The sequence below is a fragment of the Paenibacillus rhizosphaerae genome (assembly GCF_014192015.1).
GTDB classification, from domain to species: Bacteria; Bacillota; Bacilli; order Paenibacillales; family Paenibacillaceae; genus Paenibacillus_AQ; species Paenibacillus_AQ rhizosphaerae.
Genome location: NZ_JACHXJ010000002.1, coordinates 1581761 through 1596771, shown reverse-complemented (window position 1 = coordinate 1596771; position 15011 = coordinate 1581761). Strand labels below are relative to the sequence as shown.

Below are 15011 nucleotides of genomic sequence, written 5' to 3'. Positions count from 1 at the left end.
TTTATTTTCGGTCGTTGTGATCCCAAAGTCGGTCGAAATAGCCGATCTGTTTCTGGCCGGCTGCCTTCGTATATGCATTGAACTATGTTCTTTAATCGAGATCCTAAGCAGGGCATAGCCTCAACTGAATGAATTCGCCATACTGTTGAACTATCCTGCCCGTTAACTTAATGAGATCGCATGGATTTTAAATACTTATCTTATCGGTAATCGGCTCATGTTCTTGTCCATTACGGCAATCTTTACAAGTTCTTGTCCTGGGCTCGGGACAAGAACTTGTACCGATAAAACAAAAAAGCCGCGATAATAGCGACTCTCAATGGGAATATGTTCTTGTCCTTCGAACAAGATATGACTATTAGATGCGTCGACCGCTTTATTCAGCTATCGTTTCCCGTTAGCGTAACAAGCAATTGGTGGACTGGATATTTATTCAGATGCGGTCTTGCGTGTGCCTCGTCAAAAAAGACTTACAGCTTTTTGTATGCAATTTTCCTATAATCCACAAACCCTTGTTTGGTATAGAAATCACTTGCATGTTTATTATTAGCATAATAACTTAGTTCAATCAGGTCTATCCCTTTACTTCTGGCAATGTCATATATATGACTCATAAGATGCGATCCATACCCTCGCCTTTTTTGCCCTTCTATGATACTGATATCATGCACTAATACTGACTTTCTCTCTTTCGTTATGGTATCTTCGGGATACTCGACGATTTCGACACATGCGTAGCCAAGTGCTTCTCCCATATCCTCCAAAACTAAATAAACCCGATTCTCATTCGTCACCAACTGCTTAAATGTTTCTCGAATATTTTCGAAGTTGTATGGCACAAACAACTCTGGGTATAACGTTACATGTAATTCGTGGATGTGTTTATTTAAGCGTGCAAGCAATTCATAATCTGTAGTTTGGGTAATTTTCATAACTATCCCTCCATTTTCTGATGATATTGAAATTGAATTCTTCTTGAACTGAAACGGTAAACGTCATACCACTCGACTCTTTTTTAAAATAACCAACGAAAATACTGTATTATTTCCACCGCCGCCACCCATCGCACTTTGATTTACTACTTTCCGATCACCAACTTATTTGAGTATTTTGGTTTATTTACATGTTCCTGAAACCCCCTCTTATTTCCTTTTTTATGACGTGTTTTTCTGCGTTATCCTGCCCTTTAGCTTAACAAAATGAGCAGGCTGCTGCAGCGCTGCTCATCCATTTATGGTATTCAACTATCGTCTCCCTGTAGTTCAATATGTAAAGCTACAAGTTCTTCCAGAGTAACGTCCAATAAGACCAGGACTGGAAATACGCGGTGAAATCCTTAGGATGATATCTAAGGCATGTAGATAATCGGCTGTACAGAGCCACGAGCATATCCCCGATTAGCTCCCGCCTGTCGGTTTCTTCTATGGTCTCCGCCTCGCGAATTGCTTGTATCAGTACGGGCATCGTCAGCTCGTCCGGCGAGGAACAGAAAGCATAGAGCAGATCATACCGCTTACGCCCAATAGCCGGGATTGGATCAATAACTCCGCTCAGCTTCCCCTCAGAGAACAAAAAATTGTGAACGCCGAAGTCGCCGTGTAGCACGTATTTGTCTTCGTTGGCGATTCGTTCCACCTGGGTTTGTACAATGTAGGCTACGAGTTCATGATCTTCCGGCGTAAGATTTGCGCCGATAACCGAACTGGCATAGCTAATCGATTCCTCCATATTGGCCCGAGACTCCACATGCTCATAGTGATCACCCGGTTCCGGATGAACATACCGGTTGATTACCTGCCTCGTGAGCTCGTGCATAAGAGCGGTTTTCTTACCACGTTCATATCGTGTATCCCCAGGAATGAAATCGTAGACGAAATAACGGAATTCCGGGTCGACATACCGAACAGATGGCAGTAGATCGATACCATCGTACAGCCTGAGAAACCAAGTCTCGTTTATGACTAACTCCCTTGGATTTGTTTTGACAACGTAACGCTTCGGCATTTCGGATGTCCCTAGCACACCGAGCATACTCATCGTGCCACCCTTCAACTCGCTCCACTGGGTAACCGGCTCGGGCAGCAACTCCCTAGTGATAATTTCATTTATGATGTCCTGTAACATCACGATCCTCCATTCTGATTACAGCCGCTCCGCCAGTTACAACAATCCTCATTTGCTGATGACCTCTCTTCTTACTAATATTTAATTTTATATTAGCATATATTGGAAGTATCCTGCCCGTTAGCTTAACGAAGGTCGGCGGATAAGCCCCTTTAAGCCCCCACTTTGGATAGGTCTCAATGCAGGCACTTGGCAAAGCGTTCCGTTATTTGTATGCCCCTGTACCAATCCGTTCCTCCGTCTTCAATCGTCCAGCAAGCCTCAAGCACGCCTCGCGCCACACCCCACATTGCGATTCGGCGAGGGTCCAGGCCGAGACGATCGGCTATTATCGCAATACGGCCCCGCAGAACCTGCTCGCAGTCACCGCCTCGATCCTCATAATTTAGCAGATACTGAATAGTATCAAAATGGATGTCACCAATGATGCCTTTGGGATCAATGACAGCCCATTGTTCTTCGCCATGGCGAAGGATGTTTTCATGATGCAGATCGCCATGCAGTAGGACATTCTCACTCGTGGTCGCTATGAGATACGCCAGACATTCTTCAGCATTTTCCACCCAGTTCATAGGCAGTAGCGCGGCAATGTTCACATCGTCGAATCGCTCGCGGTATCGTTCGATTGCCGCAAAATGCTGCCTCATGGACGGGTACCGACTACCTGTTGGCGCAGGAAGGTGAAGGCGGCGAAATACTTCGCAAAAGAGACCCGTCGCACGCGCATCATCCTCGATTGATGACAACGGTGTGCCAGGGTCGGCACTCTCTAGCAGGGCCACGCCCCACTCCTTGTCTGCATCTAGGACATGAATCGCCCCCCGGCCCTCATATGCACGAAGAACACTAACTTCCCTAGAAAGCTCGTCTTTCATAAAAGATGATTTAAGGACGGCGGGCTTCCCATTGCTGCGCTTTACTCGGATCACGAAGTTATAGGATAAATCGGAAAACGGAGCTTCTGGGGTAAAGTCGAAACGGCTTGCACAGTCGGCAATCAACTCAGGCAACGCTTCCGACCATATTACGCCTTGTTTACCGTGTAGTTCGTGCATTCTTTCAATAAAAATGTCAGGGATTACAATCATACCAAATGACTCCTTTCAGAAAGTAGTCTACTTCCTCTCTTCTTCGACATAAGGTGTTGTAAAACCCTGTTTCGCCCAATTCCAACATTCATCTGATTAGTAAGGGGATAATTTATGGTGAAATCGAATTACAAATTAATAAGCACATCATAAGTACTTGTAGCCTGCTCAACAAATTGAACTAACGTTCCCGTTAGCTCAATGACTTCGGTTAATAAAATTCCTAAAGAATCCATACAAGAACGCAACAATTCCAATGACGAGAAAGGGGATAACGAAAATATTATCTTTGGGATCAACCCATGGTTCACTCAAAGTTCCATTGCCAGAAAAGGCTGCTAATCCCTGTGCGGATAGCCCACTAGAAATCCAGTTTGCACATCGTTCCAGGGTATACAGAACAGCAGAGAAGATCACAAATATTATTCCAATAATTTCATAAAACCTCCCTTTCATATAACCACTCCTTATGAATTTTCAAAATGTTACCTTACGATAACTACCGATTAGTTTAAAAAAGGCTACCGATCTTTTGGGTGGCGGCCTTCTGCTGGTTTCACTGAGCTATCGTTTCCCGTTAGCGTAATGAAATCGCCAAATTGTGATACTTATGTGTTTGAATCTGTTCTGCTTTTGCTTTAATAAGTTTGTGAGAGCATGAAATCTGCCTCTGCTACGGCATTACAAAACAATTCGTCTGCCAAATTGATTCCTTCTATTATATCTTGCACGGTTTTTACGCCATACAGCTTTTCCAGGGTTAACACCACTTCGATAGGAAAATCACGAGACGCATGAACCAGATAGCAGTCAGCTTGGGATGGTGTATGAATTAGCCGAAGTACATCCACAAGTGGATTCAAAACATACTTCTGATAATAAATCAAGGATTCTAAAAAAAGCCCTCGCTTTGTATATTTGACCGCTCGGCTCCTTTGACTGTAAATGCCCTGTGCTTGTATCAACTGAGTATGTAATTGTGAGCGATGAGAAGCAAGATCAACATTTTGATATTTCACAATATCCGCCTTGTCCACCAAAATAACTGGTACGACGCTATCGTCTTCGTTAATGAACGAAACAGGAAAACTCTCGCTCTGGATTGTCACATCACAAGAGACTATCTGATGTCTCCTGTAGGTGATATACCTTGTAGCGGTTATTAATGGGTCGACCAGGCTGTTCGTACTATCGTTTCCAGTGAGCATGACAAGTGAGTAATTATGATTTTATTGGCCCAAATGTTTCTTTTTTCCTATCACAGCAAACATTAAGGGTAATTTGTCTACGGAATTATCGTCCCGTTCCAATTCATCGACTCTGATTAATGAGAATCCGGCTGTTAGAAAATCATTCAAATACTGCGAGAGTGGACGATGATATGCTCCTAAAGTAGAACGAATCGTACCAACTCCTTCTGATTTCCAAAATTGCGAATCATACTGAATTATCTTCCTCGAACCATCACCTAACGGTTGACTAAATGGTGATTGAAAGCAAGGATGCATGATCACCCAGATCATAACTCCATTTGGTTTTAGAATACGATATGCTGCTTCATACACCCGTTTATGATCCGGAACATCCATTAGCATCACGCTGGAAACAACATAATCAAAGGCTTCGTCGTCTAATTTTTTCAGCGACATGGCGTCGTCATGGACCCAGGAAACTTGATTAGTGCGATTACGGGCGTACTCTAAAAGCTTGTCACTTAAGTCGACTCCAGTTACTTTTGCTCCAAGCAATGATAAACGGTAGGCTAATTCCCCTTGGCCACAACCGATGTCGCATATTTTTAAGTCGGCGAGATCAGAAAGACTATGTAGTTGTTGTAGAATATACCTATAGGAACCCTCTGGCCCCCCTGAGTTCACCATATCGTTATATTGTTTCGCATAACTGTCATAGCTCCCCATATTCGTCCTCCTTTTAACGTTTAGTCCAAATATATTCCGTGGTTAAGTTATGTAATCCTGCTCGTTTAATTGAGAAAAAAAGCAGCCTACCAAAAAGCAGGCTGCTTTTTTGTTGATTATCTTCTAAATATCTACTTCTGCATCTATAAAGTATCGTTCTTTTACTCCGTTCACAACTTTGAAGGTTTCATCCATAACTCTGCGCTCCCATTCTGGGTCTTTCCACCAATTATCACGTTGCCCTACTGATCGCTTATCCGGACACCATATCAGCTCGATCCACGGAGGCATAAAAGTTCTACACATTAAAATACATCTGCGCATATGTCCTGGAGAACTAACAAGCAGCAAGCGTTTTATTTTATGTAAACCAAATTTGCGTTCTAATACTAAAAGAGAGCAAATGATATTTTCCAGTGTATTGTTGGATTCAGACTCAATAATTGTTCTATCTTCTGGCACCCCTAATTCAAGTGCTTTATTGCGTAACATAACTGCTTCAGAAACACGATGTTGACCGTATTTATCCCCTCCAGTAAACAATATATACGGCGCACTTCCATTATTAAATAATTCAACTGCCTTCTCTGTGCGTTCCATATATGTTCCACCAAATACAAAAATGCAATCCCCTATAATATTACCTTTATCCAGTTCAATGTTCTTGCCATACAAGAGATTAGTTATCTGCTCACGATTCAACGTATTTATAGAAATTTCTGATATCAGCATATTAGCCCCCCATATTAACTCCTTATAAGCGTCTTATTCACGAACTTCATATTCGATATATTGGGTATTCTCGAAATTTTTGAACTATCCTGCCCGTTAGCTTAACCAAACTCGCTAATTCCTCCTTTGCTATGTTCTGTATTTACGCAGAAGATAATGGAGGCGGCAGCTACCCGTTTGCGCCGGAAAATGACCCGCCGATGATAACCAGCTGCTTTTTTTGAAGTTCACAGGGCAAACACTGATTTTGGGATTACTCCTAACTAAATTGTCCCGTCAGCTAATCATTAATATGTAACCTTTGTTCACGAATGAATGAAGGGTTTCGCATAGAAACCTTGCCACTCACGACTGATAAGAATCTTCAGAAATATAAGGTAGTGGGTTATTTCGTATTGGTGGATAGTTCGTAAAGCAGTGGGTTATTTCGTGAAGGTAATGGTGGATAGTTCGAAGCATCTAAATAGACATGGCTGAGCAGTGACGAAAGAAGAAGCGACATTCGGCCACAGCTTTTATTCGCCTGTGGGTCTTGCTTGCTTTTACCCATAAGTACGGTACAACAGGCTTGGGACAACCGCATTCGTTTGGTGACGGATTACGCCTTGTTCGCAAGCAAGTCCAACAAGACAGATTCCGAGCTGTTTATGAATGTGGACGAAGCGGCGTCCCTTCATGTCGTTTGTGAACGGTTCAAACCGGCTTAGGGGTAACTATCATTTTTTGTATCCGTCTTTGCTCATTTATAGGTTTAAATCAAGAAGCTCTCATTCAAAACTTGTTACATCGTTTAAGTTGCGATAATGATCACTCACCATATTGATAGACTCTGCTCGGGATCGCTAAAATTAAGCCCACGCTATTTCTCGATGGGAGAGATCTTCGAATTCGCAAAGATAAACGAGTTTTGGATTTTCACCGACTACGACATTCTAGTATCCAAGCGGTGCTTCCTCAAACCGCTTGTGCAAGTCGCAGTTTTGCCTGGAGCTATTGTATATTCACGCCATTCATGTATCATTCTGAATCCCCTCCCAACTTTGCCGTAGCTTTATACGATTAAAAATTTTCTATGGCAATTTTGCCAATAACCCTGCCCGTTTCCAGTAATGAATGAGCTTTTCGTAAATTCGCTGCATGGATAGGGGAAAGACGTTCGTTCAGGGTAGTTGTTATCTTTTTACTATCAATTAATTCGGCTACTTCGTTCAAGAGTGTATGTTGTTGAATCATGTCTTCCGTTTGAAACATGGCTCTTGTAAACATCCACTCCCAAACAAAGGTTACACTTTTGTTTACGATCGATTGTATATCAAGCGGCCCGTCTGCAACGATTGAGCAAATTGTTCCTTGAGGTGCAATCGCGTTAGCCATGTTTTTCCAATGCTTAGCTGTTGCGTTAAGACAAAGAATGTACGGAACGGTGTCATATCCTAACTGCTTTAATTGGGGGACGAACTCTTCGAAGTGGTTGATGGTGTGGTCAGCCCCTTGTTCCTTTGCCCAAGCAACGGAATCAGGTCTGGAGGCAGTTCCAATAACGGTCAGTCCAGCCCATTTTGCTAATTGGACAGCTATAGAACCGACCCCACCTGCAGCTCCAATGATAAGAATAGTTTTATTCTTATTTTCGTTGGGTTCACGACTAATGTTCATACGTTCAAACAATGCCTCATAAGCAGTCAGCGTTGTTAATGGTAGAGCAGCAGCTTGTGCAAAGTCCAAAGATTTTGGCTTTTTCCCTACAATCCTCTCGTCAACAAGATGGAATTCACTATTACCTCCTTGCCGAGTAATGTCACCAGCGTAATAAACCTCATCACCTGGACGGAATAACGTGCAATCTGGGCCAACTTCTTCAACAATACCCGCCACGTCCCAGCCTAAAACTTTGGGGTTTTCTTCAACCTGTTCTTTAGGTGATCGAACCCTATAATCAACTGGATTAACGGCCACAGCTTTTACACGAACGAGTAAATCTCGGCCAGTAGCAACCGGCTTTTCAATTTTTAGATCCAACAAACTTTCTGGGTTTTCAATAGGCAAATAACGATGCAAGCCGACAGCCTTCATAGTTTCCATAGTTCATTTCATCCTTTCGTTGTTCAACGATATAAAAATGGGAGTTAGTTACCTTTCATGCTCCAACTTCTGTTATAATAATGCAGCTGGTGATTTTATGTAAGTAAGCACAATTTTGTTATATAGTATCATTTTTTATACTAAGACTTGAATGGAGGCATTCAAATGAAAAGTAATAATAATGAGTACCCATCTTGTCCTGACCCCCGCGGATGTCCAGTGGAAGTAACATTAGAAGTGGTTGGAGGTAAATGGAAGGGCATTATTTTATATCATTTACTGTCAGGGACAAGGCGCTTTAATGAATTTCGCAGGTTAATGCCAGATATCACACAGCGAATGTTGACCCTTCAGCTTCGTGAATTAGAAAATGATGGGGTAATACACAGGGAGATTTATAAAGAGGTTCCGCCAAAGGTTGAATATTCGTTAACGGAATTCGGTCATACCTTAGAACCCATTATTAACCTCATGAGAGACTGGGGGGAGAGGTATAACCAGGAGATTGTAAACAAAAGGGATATATTGGTCAAAGTGGAGTGACTTTTGATGCAGCGCCCGGTGGATTCAAAAAGGCACCCAATTGGGTGCCTTCGACAAGACGCTCATTTTGATTAGAATTAACGGATTAGCACTTGAATCTCAAGAACTGCAGAATCATCTCGGTTCCAAAAGATCGACGGTGTATGCTGATCATGCACCATATTGGGTAACCAGTCACCAATGAACTCTTCTAATGAGATACATTGTGCTTAATAATTTGACCAGTCTTCATAAGCACAGTACTCTGCAAACTCTTTCCCGTTATCATCTGAACACATTGCCCATCGTCAATTTATCCGGATTGACTACAAAATAGAGATCCGCGATGCGGCCGTCCAAAACCTTAATGGAAAGAACCGACCACGTTTTCCCATCCCTATCGATGACGATTCCAGGCTGTCCGCTAACCACGGCAAACCGATAGGTAAAGCTTTGCGGAGAATTTTTCAAGAAGCCCGAAACGATGCGGGAAATTCGGATGTGCCCCTGGAGGGGCCGTGTCAGTGCGTTTACTTTGCCGCCGCCATCCATGAAGAGTATCGCATCAGTTGAAAGGAATTTCATGATTTGAGCCGCGTCGCCCGAAGTAAGAGCACGTATGAATTGTTCCACCAAGCCGGCGTCCTGCCCGCTTTCCAAGCGTTCCAAATGTTCCGGCTTATGGTTTACGCGAAGACTGCGTTTCGCGCGATGAAAGATTTGTCGGCAATTCTCAGGGCTCTTGCCCACAGTGTCGGCGATTTCCTTGTAATCGTACTGCATCGCTTCGCGCAGCAGGAATACGACCCGCTCCACATGCGATAATTGCTGCAGGAGCAGCAGGTAAGCGGTCGAGATCGATTCCTTCTGCAAGTATGCCTGCATCGGATCCGTATCATCGCCCGCCATGGTCACGAGCGGTTCGGGCAGCCAGGTACCGACGTAGACTTCCCGCTGCCTACTCGCGGAACGAAGCCGTTCGAGACAGCGGTTCATTACGATTTTGCATAGGTAAGCTTTCATATGGTGAATGTGGTCGGAACCCGATTTATACAAGGTTAAAAAGGTCTCCTGGACAATATCTTCCGCATCCAGGACGCTGCCCAGCGTACGGTAAGCCAGTGAGAATAATAGCGGTTTATATAAAGCATAGACCTGCTCCGTTTCCATGTTTTCCAAGATGACGGCCCCCGCTTTCTTCCTGTCACTCACAGCAATAAGGTTTTCTGACCGGACTTGCGGACGGCCTCTATATCCGTTATCGCGCGCCGAGCCGCACGCCTTCCGCTTGCCGCGGCAGCATCGGCCAAATTTTCGCCATGAGTGGCCCACTCTCCAGCCACGTAAAGCCCTGCGATTTCGGGTACGTCCGGACCTGGGAATCGATCTTCCCTGCCTAGGTGCATAAAGTCGTAGGCGACCGTAATATTAGGAAGATACTGCCGGGCGACGACTTCCTTTCTCCATCCCGGTTGAATCAAGTCAAGCATTTGTTCGAGAAAGCGTTCATCCGCCTTCGGATCAGCTACGCCCGTGCCATTGCTTTTAGTGAGGTTCACCACCGAAGTGCCATCTTCGCTTAACCGGGTAAATTTCGACTGATTGATGAAATACACGGGCTGATCCAGACCTAGAACAGCGAAATGATCGGGGGCCGGAAGGTGTTTCAACGAAAGCGTCAAAGTGGCCGCCTTAGTGACACGCGCCTGCTCCTTCCAGTTTGTAATCGAACGGCTGCCCCCATCGCTCAGGAGCTTGAAGGTGACCTCTGGCGGGGTGGCGGCAATAACATGCGTGATGTCCATCTCCTGGCCGTCCGCAAACTTCAGTTGACGTACGGCCCCGTCATGCTTGATTTCCGTTACGTTTTTTCCCGTAATTATGGTGACGCCGGACCGAACTGCTTTTTCATAGAGTTGATCCACCAAAGTTATCCAGCCGTCCTGAATGTAGACAATACTGTTCTTTTTGGTCGTGCGTGCTACAGAACGCAGGGCGGGGCCGGCCATTTGGTGATCGATGGCTGCCGCGTACGAATTCGTCCGTAACATCGCATAAATGATATGACGTGTCATCGGATCGTTAAATTCTTGTTCGGCCCAGCTCCGCAGGCTGATCGCCGGCACGGAATCGGCATCGAATCGGGTCAAGATTTTAAAAAACTTGATAAACTCCATTTTACCGGACCAACTCAGGTTTCGGGAGAGTATAAATTTGAACATGTGGGTGACTTTATTATTCCATAAAAACGATACGTTTGTCCCAGGAGATCCTCCCTCCATTCGGATCCCTAAATCTTGAAAGATTTCATATAGTGCGCCACCCTTGATGATGGCATGCGAGCCCATATCGAAGATCGCTCCGTTCTTCTTGACCGATATCGCCCGACCGCCTAGCTGGCCGGCCTTTTCAAAAAGGACAACTGACTTGCCTCCCCGGGCCAAATCAATGGCTGCTACCAAGCCTGAAATGCCGCCGCCAATGATCGCCGCATCAAATGTTTTCATCCGCCAGACCTTCCTTCACTGTTTAGTCTTTTCATAACCTAAGATGGAGGAGGCTGCGAATCTGTGACAGGATTTTTGAAAATAGGCTTAAAGTTCATGCGTTAGTGAATGGAAATATGAAATGCTTCCAGCACCAAATCAAACATCTAGATGAAACAATACTTTGCAGAAATCACAAACGAAGCTCCAACCCTGTGGTCGATAACCTTATCTACCACGGTTAACCATATATGTTCTTGTCTTTTTCGGCGTTAAAACGAAAAAAAGCCGCAGCTACGCGGCTATTAAGCGTGTATGTTCTTGTCATCTTGCATCTTTCCATATCCCTAAGCATTTGTATATAATCGGCACAAGTGTTTCTCCAACAGTGGGGCCCCCTGCTGCGAAGCGGCAACAAGAGCCCGGAAGGGACGCTTCTAATTGGTCGGTCGACCGTTGCTTGCGCGCATGTCGGCAGGCAGCTCGAAGCGCCTGTAACCCTCCATCCGGAACGGACGGGTCGGCGTGGCCCAAGGAAGCGGGTATTCACTGTACAGTTGCCGCTTCGCCGCCGCGTCCCTCATCTTCTCGGACAAGCCGGGCAGCAAGCACACCGTGGAGTCGCCATCCTCCCGCTCGGTCACAAACCGGCTGGGAATGGCGCGAACGGCGCGTGCCGACTCATAGGCGCCGTTGGATACCATTACAAAGCTACGGCACGCCTCGATCGGCGAGAAGAGCGGCTTGCCCGGGGTCTCGATCGCTTCCATCAGGTTCAGATACATGTTGCGCATCAAACCGGCCGGACCAAACGCGAAATCTTCTTCGCCGTCCTGCGTGCGAATCGTCAGCTTGTTCTGGTAATTCCAATGCGCCTCCCCGCGCGTTCCGTACACGGCAATGGAAGGCACTTCGTTCGCTTCGTGGCAAAGCATGGCGTAAAAATAAACGCTCGTACCGTTAGCCATAACGGCGCGAATACAGGAGACGTCATCCCCCTCGATGTCGTTGACGTGGTAAAGCTCGGCCTGTACCGATTCCGGGTACAAACCTGGATCGCCTTCGACTCCGGCCGCCAGCAAGCAGTTGTGCAGCAAGTGGGCGAACGGATTGTTGAACGTCCCGTCCAACACATACTGACCGTCGCTGACCAGTTTGCCAGCCCAGCGGGTTCGATCGTAGTACGAGCGCAGCCGTTTCCACATGCCAACGCCGACCACATGCTTCACATGCCCGAGCACGCCGGAGCCGAGCTTTTCCATCAGCATTCGTAACGCCTGGCCCGACGTAGTCTGGAAGTTCACCTGGCACAAGCGGCCGGTCTCCCGCTGCACGGCGATCATCTCGTCTAGGTCTTGAATCGTTATCGCCGGGGGCTTCTCCACCAGCACGTGAAAGCCCATCCGCATCACTTGGATGCACATCGGCTTGTGGGTGGGGATCGGCGTGACGATCACGACGAAATCGATGTCCGGATGAAGTGTGAGCATCCGCACATAGTCCGTATAATGGATTGCCCCAAGCGCGGTTAGCTTGCCGTAAGACTCCTGATGAGCGCCGACATTCGGCTCCGCAAAAGCAACAACCTGCAGGCTGCCCTCTCCGGCCAGCTTCTTCATGATATTCACATGCTCAACGCCGAATCCCCCGATCCCGATCAGCGCGGCGCGACAAGTCTTCACATTCCTTCCCTCCATAACCTATGACTTGACAAGCCGGGAAGCGATCACCCGGCCCGCCAAGGCCGCAAATAAAAATTCATACGTGCTGCAAATAACGTTCCTTGATTAGCCGAGCGCTTCGTCTCCCGGCATATCCCTTACTTGCCGGTTGAAGATTACCACCTCGATCGCTCCCGATTAACCGGCCGCCTCGACGGCATGACGCATCCGGCGCAGCTCGATGACGATACATATTCGCGGCAGCTTCGTTAATTTCCTTTAATTAACTATCATGTCGATGCGGCAAGCTCCCGACAGGGAACATGTACAGGAGTCAGTGGTCCTGATGTTGCCGAGGATGCCGATAGAGATAATAATTTTCATACTATTCTATGTACTTAGATTTTTTGAAAATCAAAGCGGACAAATAACCAACTAGGAAGCTAACGACTGAAATGATCGGTACAAGAGTAGTTGCTCTAGCAGAAAGTCCATTTTTATGAAAGTACTCGGAGAAAACCAAACTCATTACAAATGTTGTAATAACTAAAATGACAAGTGGTATTAAGAGATACAATCTCTTCATCAGAAGTAGTACCCTGAAATATTAGTCGGGTAGTAGTAATCTATGAATCCCGTTAAAAAACTTCCCTTCCATTTCATAACCAATGCACCCCATATCATTTGAATGGCTTACTATCTACAAAAAAATTATATCAGGTCTATTACATTCAAAAAAAGGGGCCTACTAGCTAAATAAGGAATTAAACTATCCTGCCCGTTAGCCCGAAGCCTGTTTAGATTTGAAACTCCGTTTGCGGGCATCAGCTTATCGTACTCGGTTCTTCTTTCAACCCTCTCATCAACTGTAATCAGAATTCTTATCAACCACGGTTAACCAAATATGTTATTGTCTTTTTCGGCAAACGATATATGTTCTTGTCGTCTTACAATTACGCGGGCCTAGATCAACCAACTGGTTTGATCCAGATCATCTACCTCAATAAGATCTTGAACCGGCCAATACTGTCTCGTATTCCACAGGATCAGCACAACAGGAGCAATCGTTAGGAGTGTCATTTTCGGTTTTCCTCTCTAAGATGATGACAGCAGCCGTGATCAACACGACGGCTGCTGCCTCTGGCTGCTGCCTACGTAGTTCATTCGTTTAATCGGTAACAAGCTCATCGATCCAGGCGTTAAGACCGCCTGTCATATTGATCACGTCGAATCCTCTTTCAGCGAGCAACTCGCAAGCCAGTCCGCTCCGATTGCCGCTTCGGCAGAGGACGATGAGTTCTTCTCCCTGCTTCAATTCATTATAACGCTGGGATAGCTGCCCCAGCGGGATATGCTTGGCGCCGGCAACATGACCGACCGCCCACTCTTCCGGTTCGCGGACGTCCAGCAGGTTGAGCTGCTCCCCGCGTTTCAGTTTTGCCGCTACTTCCTGAGGGGTCACCGTCTTCGCTACGTTGAATGCCATGATGTTCTCTCCTTTGTGTTGGTCAAATTTAGGAATACGCTCAACGAGTTAACGGCTCTTTACGAGCAGTTCGACCGCTTCCTTTACCATCTTCCCCGTATCATGGTTACCCGCTGCCCGCTCGGCTAGAATGCATTGCTGCAGGTTCTCCGCTACGATCTGGGCAATGGCTTTGTCTGAAGCGTTGCGCACAGCCGACAGTTGGGCGACCACCTCTTTGCATGATTTGCCTTCCTCCATGAGTCGGAGCACACCACGTACCTGCCCTTCAATTCTCCGCAGACGCATCTTTAGTTCATCCGTGTAGTTGTAATCCATGTTCAATTCCTCGCCTTCTCCATTGATATACCGGTATGGGTATAGTATAGAGCAAAAAAATAGAGACTTCCATTGTTTAGATAAACAGATTGACCTTGCCGTTCGATGCATCACCTAGATACGCGGCAACGCCGGCATACTCAATTTCATCGATGAGCTCCTCCTGCTGCAGGCCGAGCAGATCCATCGTCATCGTGCATGCTACAAGCTTAACCCCCTGCTCCTGTGCCAGCTCAATCAGCTGCGGCAGCGAAAGTGCATTGTGCTTCTTCATTACATGTTTGATCATTTGAGGTCCCAGGCCGCCAAAGTTCATTTTGGACAGGCCAAGTTTCTTCGGTCCACGCGGCATCATCCAGCCAAATGCCTTCTCCAGCAACCCCTTCTTTGTTTGGATTGCTTCATCTTTCCTAAGCGCATTGAGACCCCAGAAGGTAAAGAAAATCGTCACTTCATGGTCGTAGGCCGCGGCACCGTTGGCAATGATAAACGCGGCGATGGCTTTATCCAGATCGCCACTGAATAGGACAATCGTTGATTTCTCTTTCATTATGAGCTTAGACCCTCTTTCATATGATTTTATACATATACCC

Annotated in this window: 15 protein-coding genes; 2 read left to right on the top strand and 13 right to left on the bottom strand. The window is 46.1% G+C overall.

The genetic code is table 11. The features are described 5' to 3' along the window. Positions 1-470: 470 nt before the first annotated feature. The 6 genes from FHS19_RS15895 to FHS19_RS15870 all read right to left on the bottom strand — a co-directional run bounded on the left by FHS19_RS15895 (position 471) and on the right by FHS19_RS15870 (position 5863). On the bottom strand, positions 471-932 hold the full coding sequence (locus tag FHS19_RS15895; protein ID WP_183582728.1) for a GNAT family N-acetyltransferase: 462 nt from the start codon (positions 930-932) through the stop codon (positions 471-473). Between the two features lie 343 nt (positions 933-1275). Beyond that, a complete protein-coding gene (locus FHS19_RS15890; RefSeq protein ID WP_183582727.1) occupies positions 1276-2124 on the bottom strand; it encodes a phosphotransferase in 849 nt (282 codons plus the stop codon). A gap of 176 nt (positions 2125-2300) precedes the next feature. Then, positions 2301-3212, bottom strand: a complete 912-nt coding sequence (locus tag FHS19_RS15885) for an aminoglycoside phosphotransferase family protein (protein WP_183582726.1) — start codon at positions 3210-3212, stop codon at positions 2301-2303. A 638-nt stretch (positions 3213-3850) separates the two neighbouring features. After that, positions 3851-4231 (bottom strand): hypothetical protein, encoded by a 381-nt coding sequence (locus tag FHS19_RS15880; RefSeq protein WP_246426580.1) that lies wholly within the window; start codon positions 4229-4231, stop codon positions 3851-3853. 210 nt (positions 4232-4441) lie between these two features. Continuing rightward, the gene (locus tag FHS19_RS15875; protein ID WP_183582725.1) at positions 4442-5131 is read right to left on the bottom strand and encodes a class I SAM-dependent methyltransferase; all 690 of its coding nucleotides are present in this window, start codon (positions 5129-5131) and stop codon (positions 4442-4444) included. Positions 5132-5254: 123 nt separating this feature from the next. Then, positions 5255-5863 (bottom strand): YdcF family protein, encoded by a 609-nt coding sequence (locus tag FHS19_RS15870; protein WP_183582724.1) that lies wholly within the window; start codon positions 5861-5863, stop codon positions 5255-5257. Between the two features lie 536 nt (positions 5864-6399). On the opposite strand from FHS19_RS15870, the gene FHS19_RS15865 reads away from it, so the two are divergent. Next, positions 6400-6570, top strand: coding sequence for a hypothetical protein (locus tag FHS19_RS15865; protein ID WP_183582723.1), 171 nt, complete (start codon positions 6400-6402; stop codon positions 6568-6570). 352 nt (positions 6571-6922) lie between these two features. Here the strand turns inward: FHS19_RS15865 and FHS19_RS15860 are convergent, their stop codons facing one another. After that, complete coding sequence (locus FHS19_RS15860; RefSeq protein WP_183582722.1) at positions 6923-7945, bottom strand: zinc-binding alcohol dehydrogenase family protein; 1023 nt, start codon at positions 7943-7945, stop codon at positions 6923-6925. A 165-nt stretch (positions 7946-8110) separates the two neighbouring features. Here FHS19_RS15860 and FHS19_RS15855 point away from each other — a divergent pair, with 165 nt between their 5' ends. After that, positions 8111-8488 (top strand): winged helix-turn-helix transcriptional regulator, encoded by a 378-nt coding sequence (locus FHS19_RS15855; RefSeq protein ID WP_183582721.1) that lies wholly within the window; start codon positions 8111-8113, stop codon positions 8486-8488. A gap of 264 nt (positions 8489-8752) precedes the next feature. Here FHS19_RS15855 and FHS19_RS15845 read toward each other — a convergent pair whose 3' ends face one another. The 6 genes from FHS19_RS15845 to FHS19_RS15820 form a co-directional block, all read right to left on the bottom strand. Continuing rightward, the gene (locus FHS19_RS15845; protein WP_183582996.1) at positions 8753-9637 is read right to left on the bottom strand and encodes an RNA polymerase sigma-70 factor; all 885 of its coding nucleotides are present in this window, start codon (positions 9635-9637) and stop codon (positions 8753-8755) included. Between the two features lie 38 nt (positions 9638-9675). Further along, positions 9676-10974, bottom strand: coding sequence for a phytoene desaturase family protein (locus FHS19_RS15840; protein WP_183582720.1), 1299 nt, complete (start codon positions 10972-10974; stop codon positions 9676-9678). Positions 10975-11390: 416 nt separating this feature from the next. Beyond that, positions 11391-12635: a Gfo/Idh/MocA family protein gene (locus tag FHS19_RS15835; RefSeq protein ID WP_183582719.1), complete on the bottom strand. Its 1245-nt coding sequence runs from the start codon at positions 12633-12635 to the stop codon at positions 11391-11393. A 1147-nt stretch (positions 12636-13782) separates the two neighbouring features. Further along, positions 13783-14100, bottom strand: a complete 318-nt coding sequence (locus FHS19_RS15830; RefSeq protein ID WP_183582718.1) for a rhodanese-like domain-containing protein — start codon at positions 14098-14100, stop codon at positions 13783-13785. Positions 14101-14148: 48 nt separating this feature from the next. After that, positions 14149-14418: a metal-sensitive transcriptional regulator gene (locus tag FHS19_RS15825; protein ID WP_183582717.1), complete on the bottom strand. Its 270-nt coding sequence runs from the start codon at positions 14416-14418 to the stop codon at positions 14149-14151. Positions 14419-14494: 76 nt separating this feature from the next. After that, positions 14495-14968: a DsrE/DsrF/DrsH-like family protein gene (locus FHS19_RS15820; RefSeq protein ID WP_183582716.1), complete on the bottom strand. Its 474-nt coding sequence runs from the start codon at positions 14966-14968 to the stop codon at positions 14495-14497. Positions 14969-15011: the final 43 nt, after the last annotated feature.

Excerpts from the sequence above, each read along its gene's own strand:
- FHS19_RS15870 (WP_183582724.1), bottom strand. The coding sequence starts at position 5,863 with ATGCTGATATCAGAAATTTCTATAAATACGTTGAATCGTGAGCAGATA.
- FHS19_RS15845 (WP_183582996.1), bottom strand. The coding sequence starts at position 9,637 with ATGGAAACGGAGCAGGTCTATGCTTTATATAAACCGCTATTATTCTCA.
- FHS19_RS15875 (WP_183582725.1), bottom strand. The coding sequence starts at position 5,131 with ATGGGGAGCTATGACAGTTATGCGAAACAATATAACGATATGGTGAAC.
- FHS19_RS15840 (WP_183582720.1), bottom strand. The coding sequence starts at position 10,974 with ATGAAAACATTTGATGCGGCGATCATTGGCGGCGGCATTTCAGGCTTG.
- FHS19_RS15855 (WP_183582721.1), top strand. The coding sequence starts at position 8,111 with ATGAAAAGTAATAATAATGAGTACCCATCTTGTCCTGACCCCCGCGGA.
- FHS19_RS15885 (WP_183582726.1), bottom strand. The coding sequence starts at position 3,212 with ATGATTGTAATCCCTGACATTTTTATTGAAAGAATGCACGAACTACAC.
- FHS19_RS15890 (WP_183582727.1), bottom strand. The coding sequence starts at position 2,124 with ATGTTACAGGACATCATAAATGAAATTATCACTAGGGAGTTGCTGCCC.
- FHS19_RS15820 (WP_183582716.1), bottom strand. The coding sequence starts at position 14,968 with ATGAAAGAGAAATCAACGATTGTCCTATTCAGTGGCGATCTGGATAAA.
- FHS19_RS15830 (WP_183582718.1), bottom strand. The coding sequence starts at position 14,100 with ATGGCATTCAACGTAGCGAAGACGGTGACCCCTCAGGAAGTAGCGGCA.
- FHS19_RS15860 (WP_183582722.1), bottom strand. The coding sequence starts at position 7,945 with ATGGAAACTATGAAGGCTGTCGGCTTGCATCGTTATTTGCCTATTGAA.
- FHS19_RS15825 (WP_183582717.1), bottom strand. The coding sequence starts at position 14,418 with ATGGATTACAACTACACGGATGAACTAAAGATGCGTCTGCGGAGAATT.
- FHS19_RS15895 (WP_183582728.1), bottom strand. The coding sequence starts at position 932 with ATGAAAATTACCCAAACTACAGATTATGAATTGCTTGCACGCTTAAAT.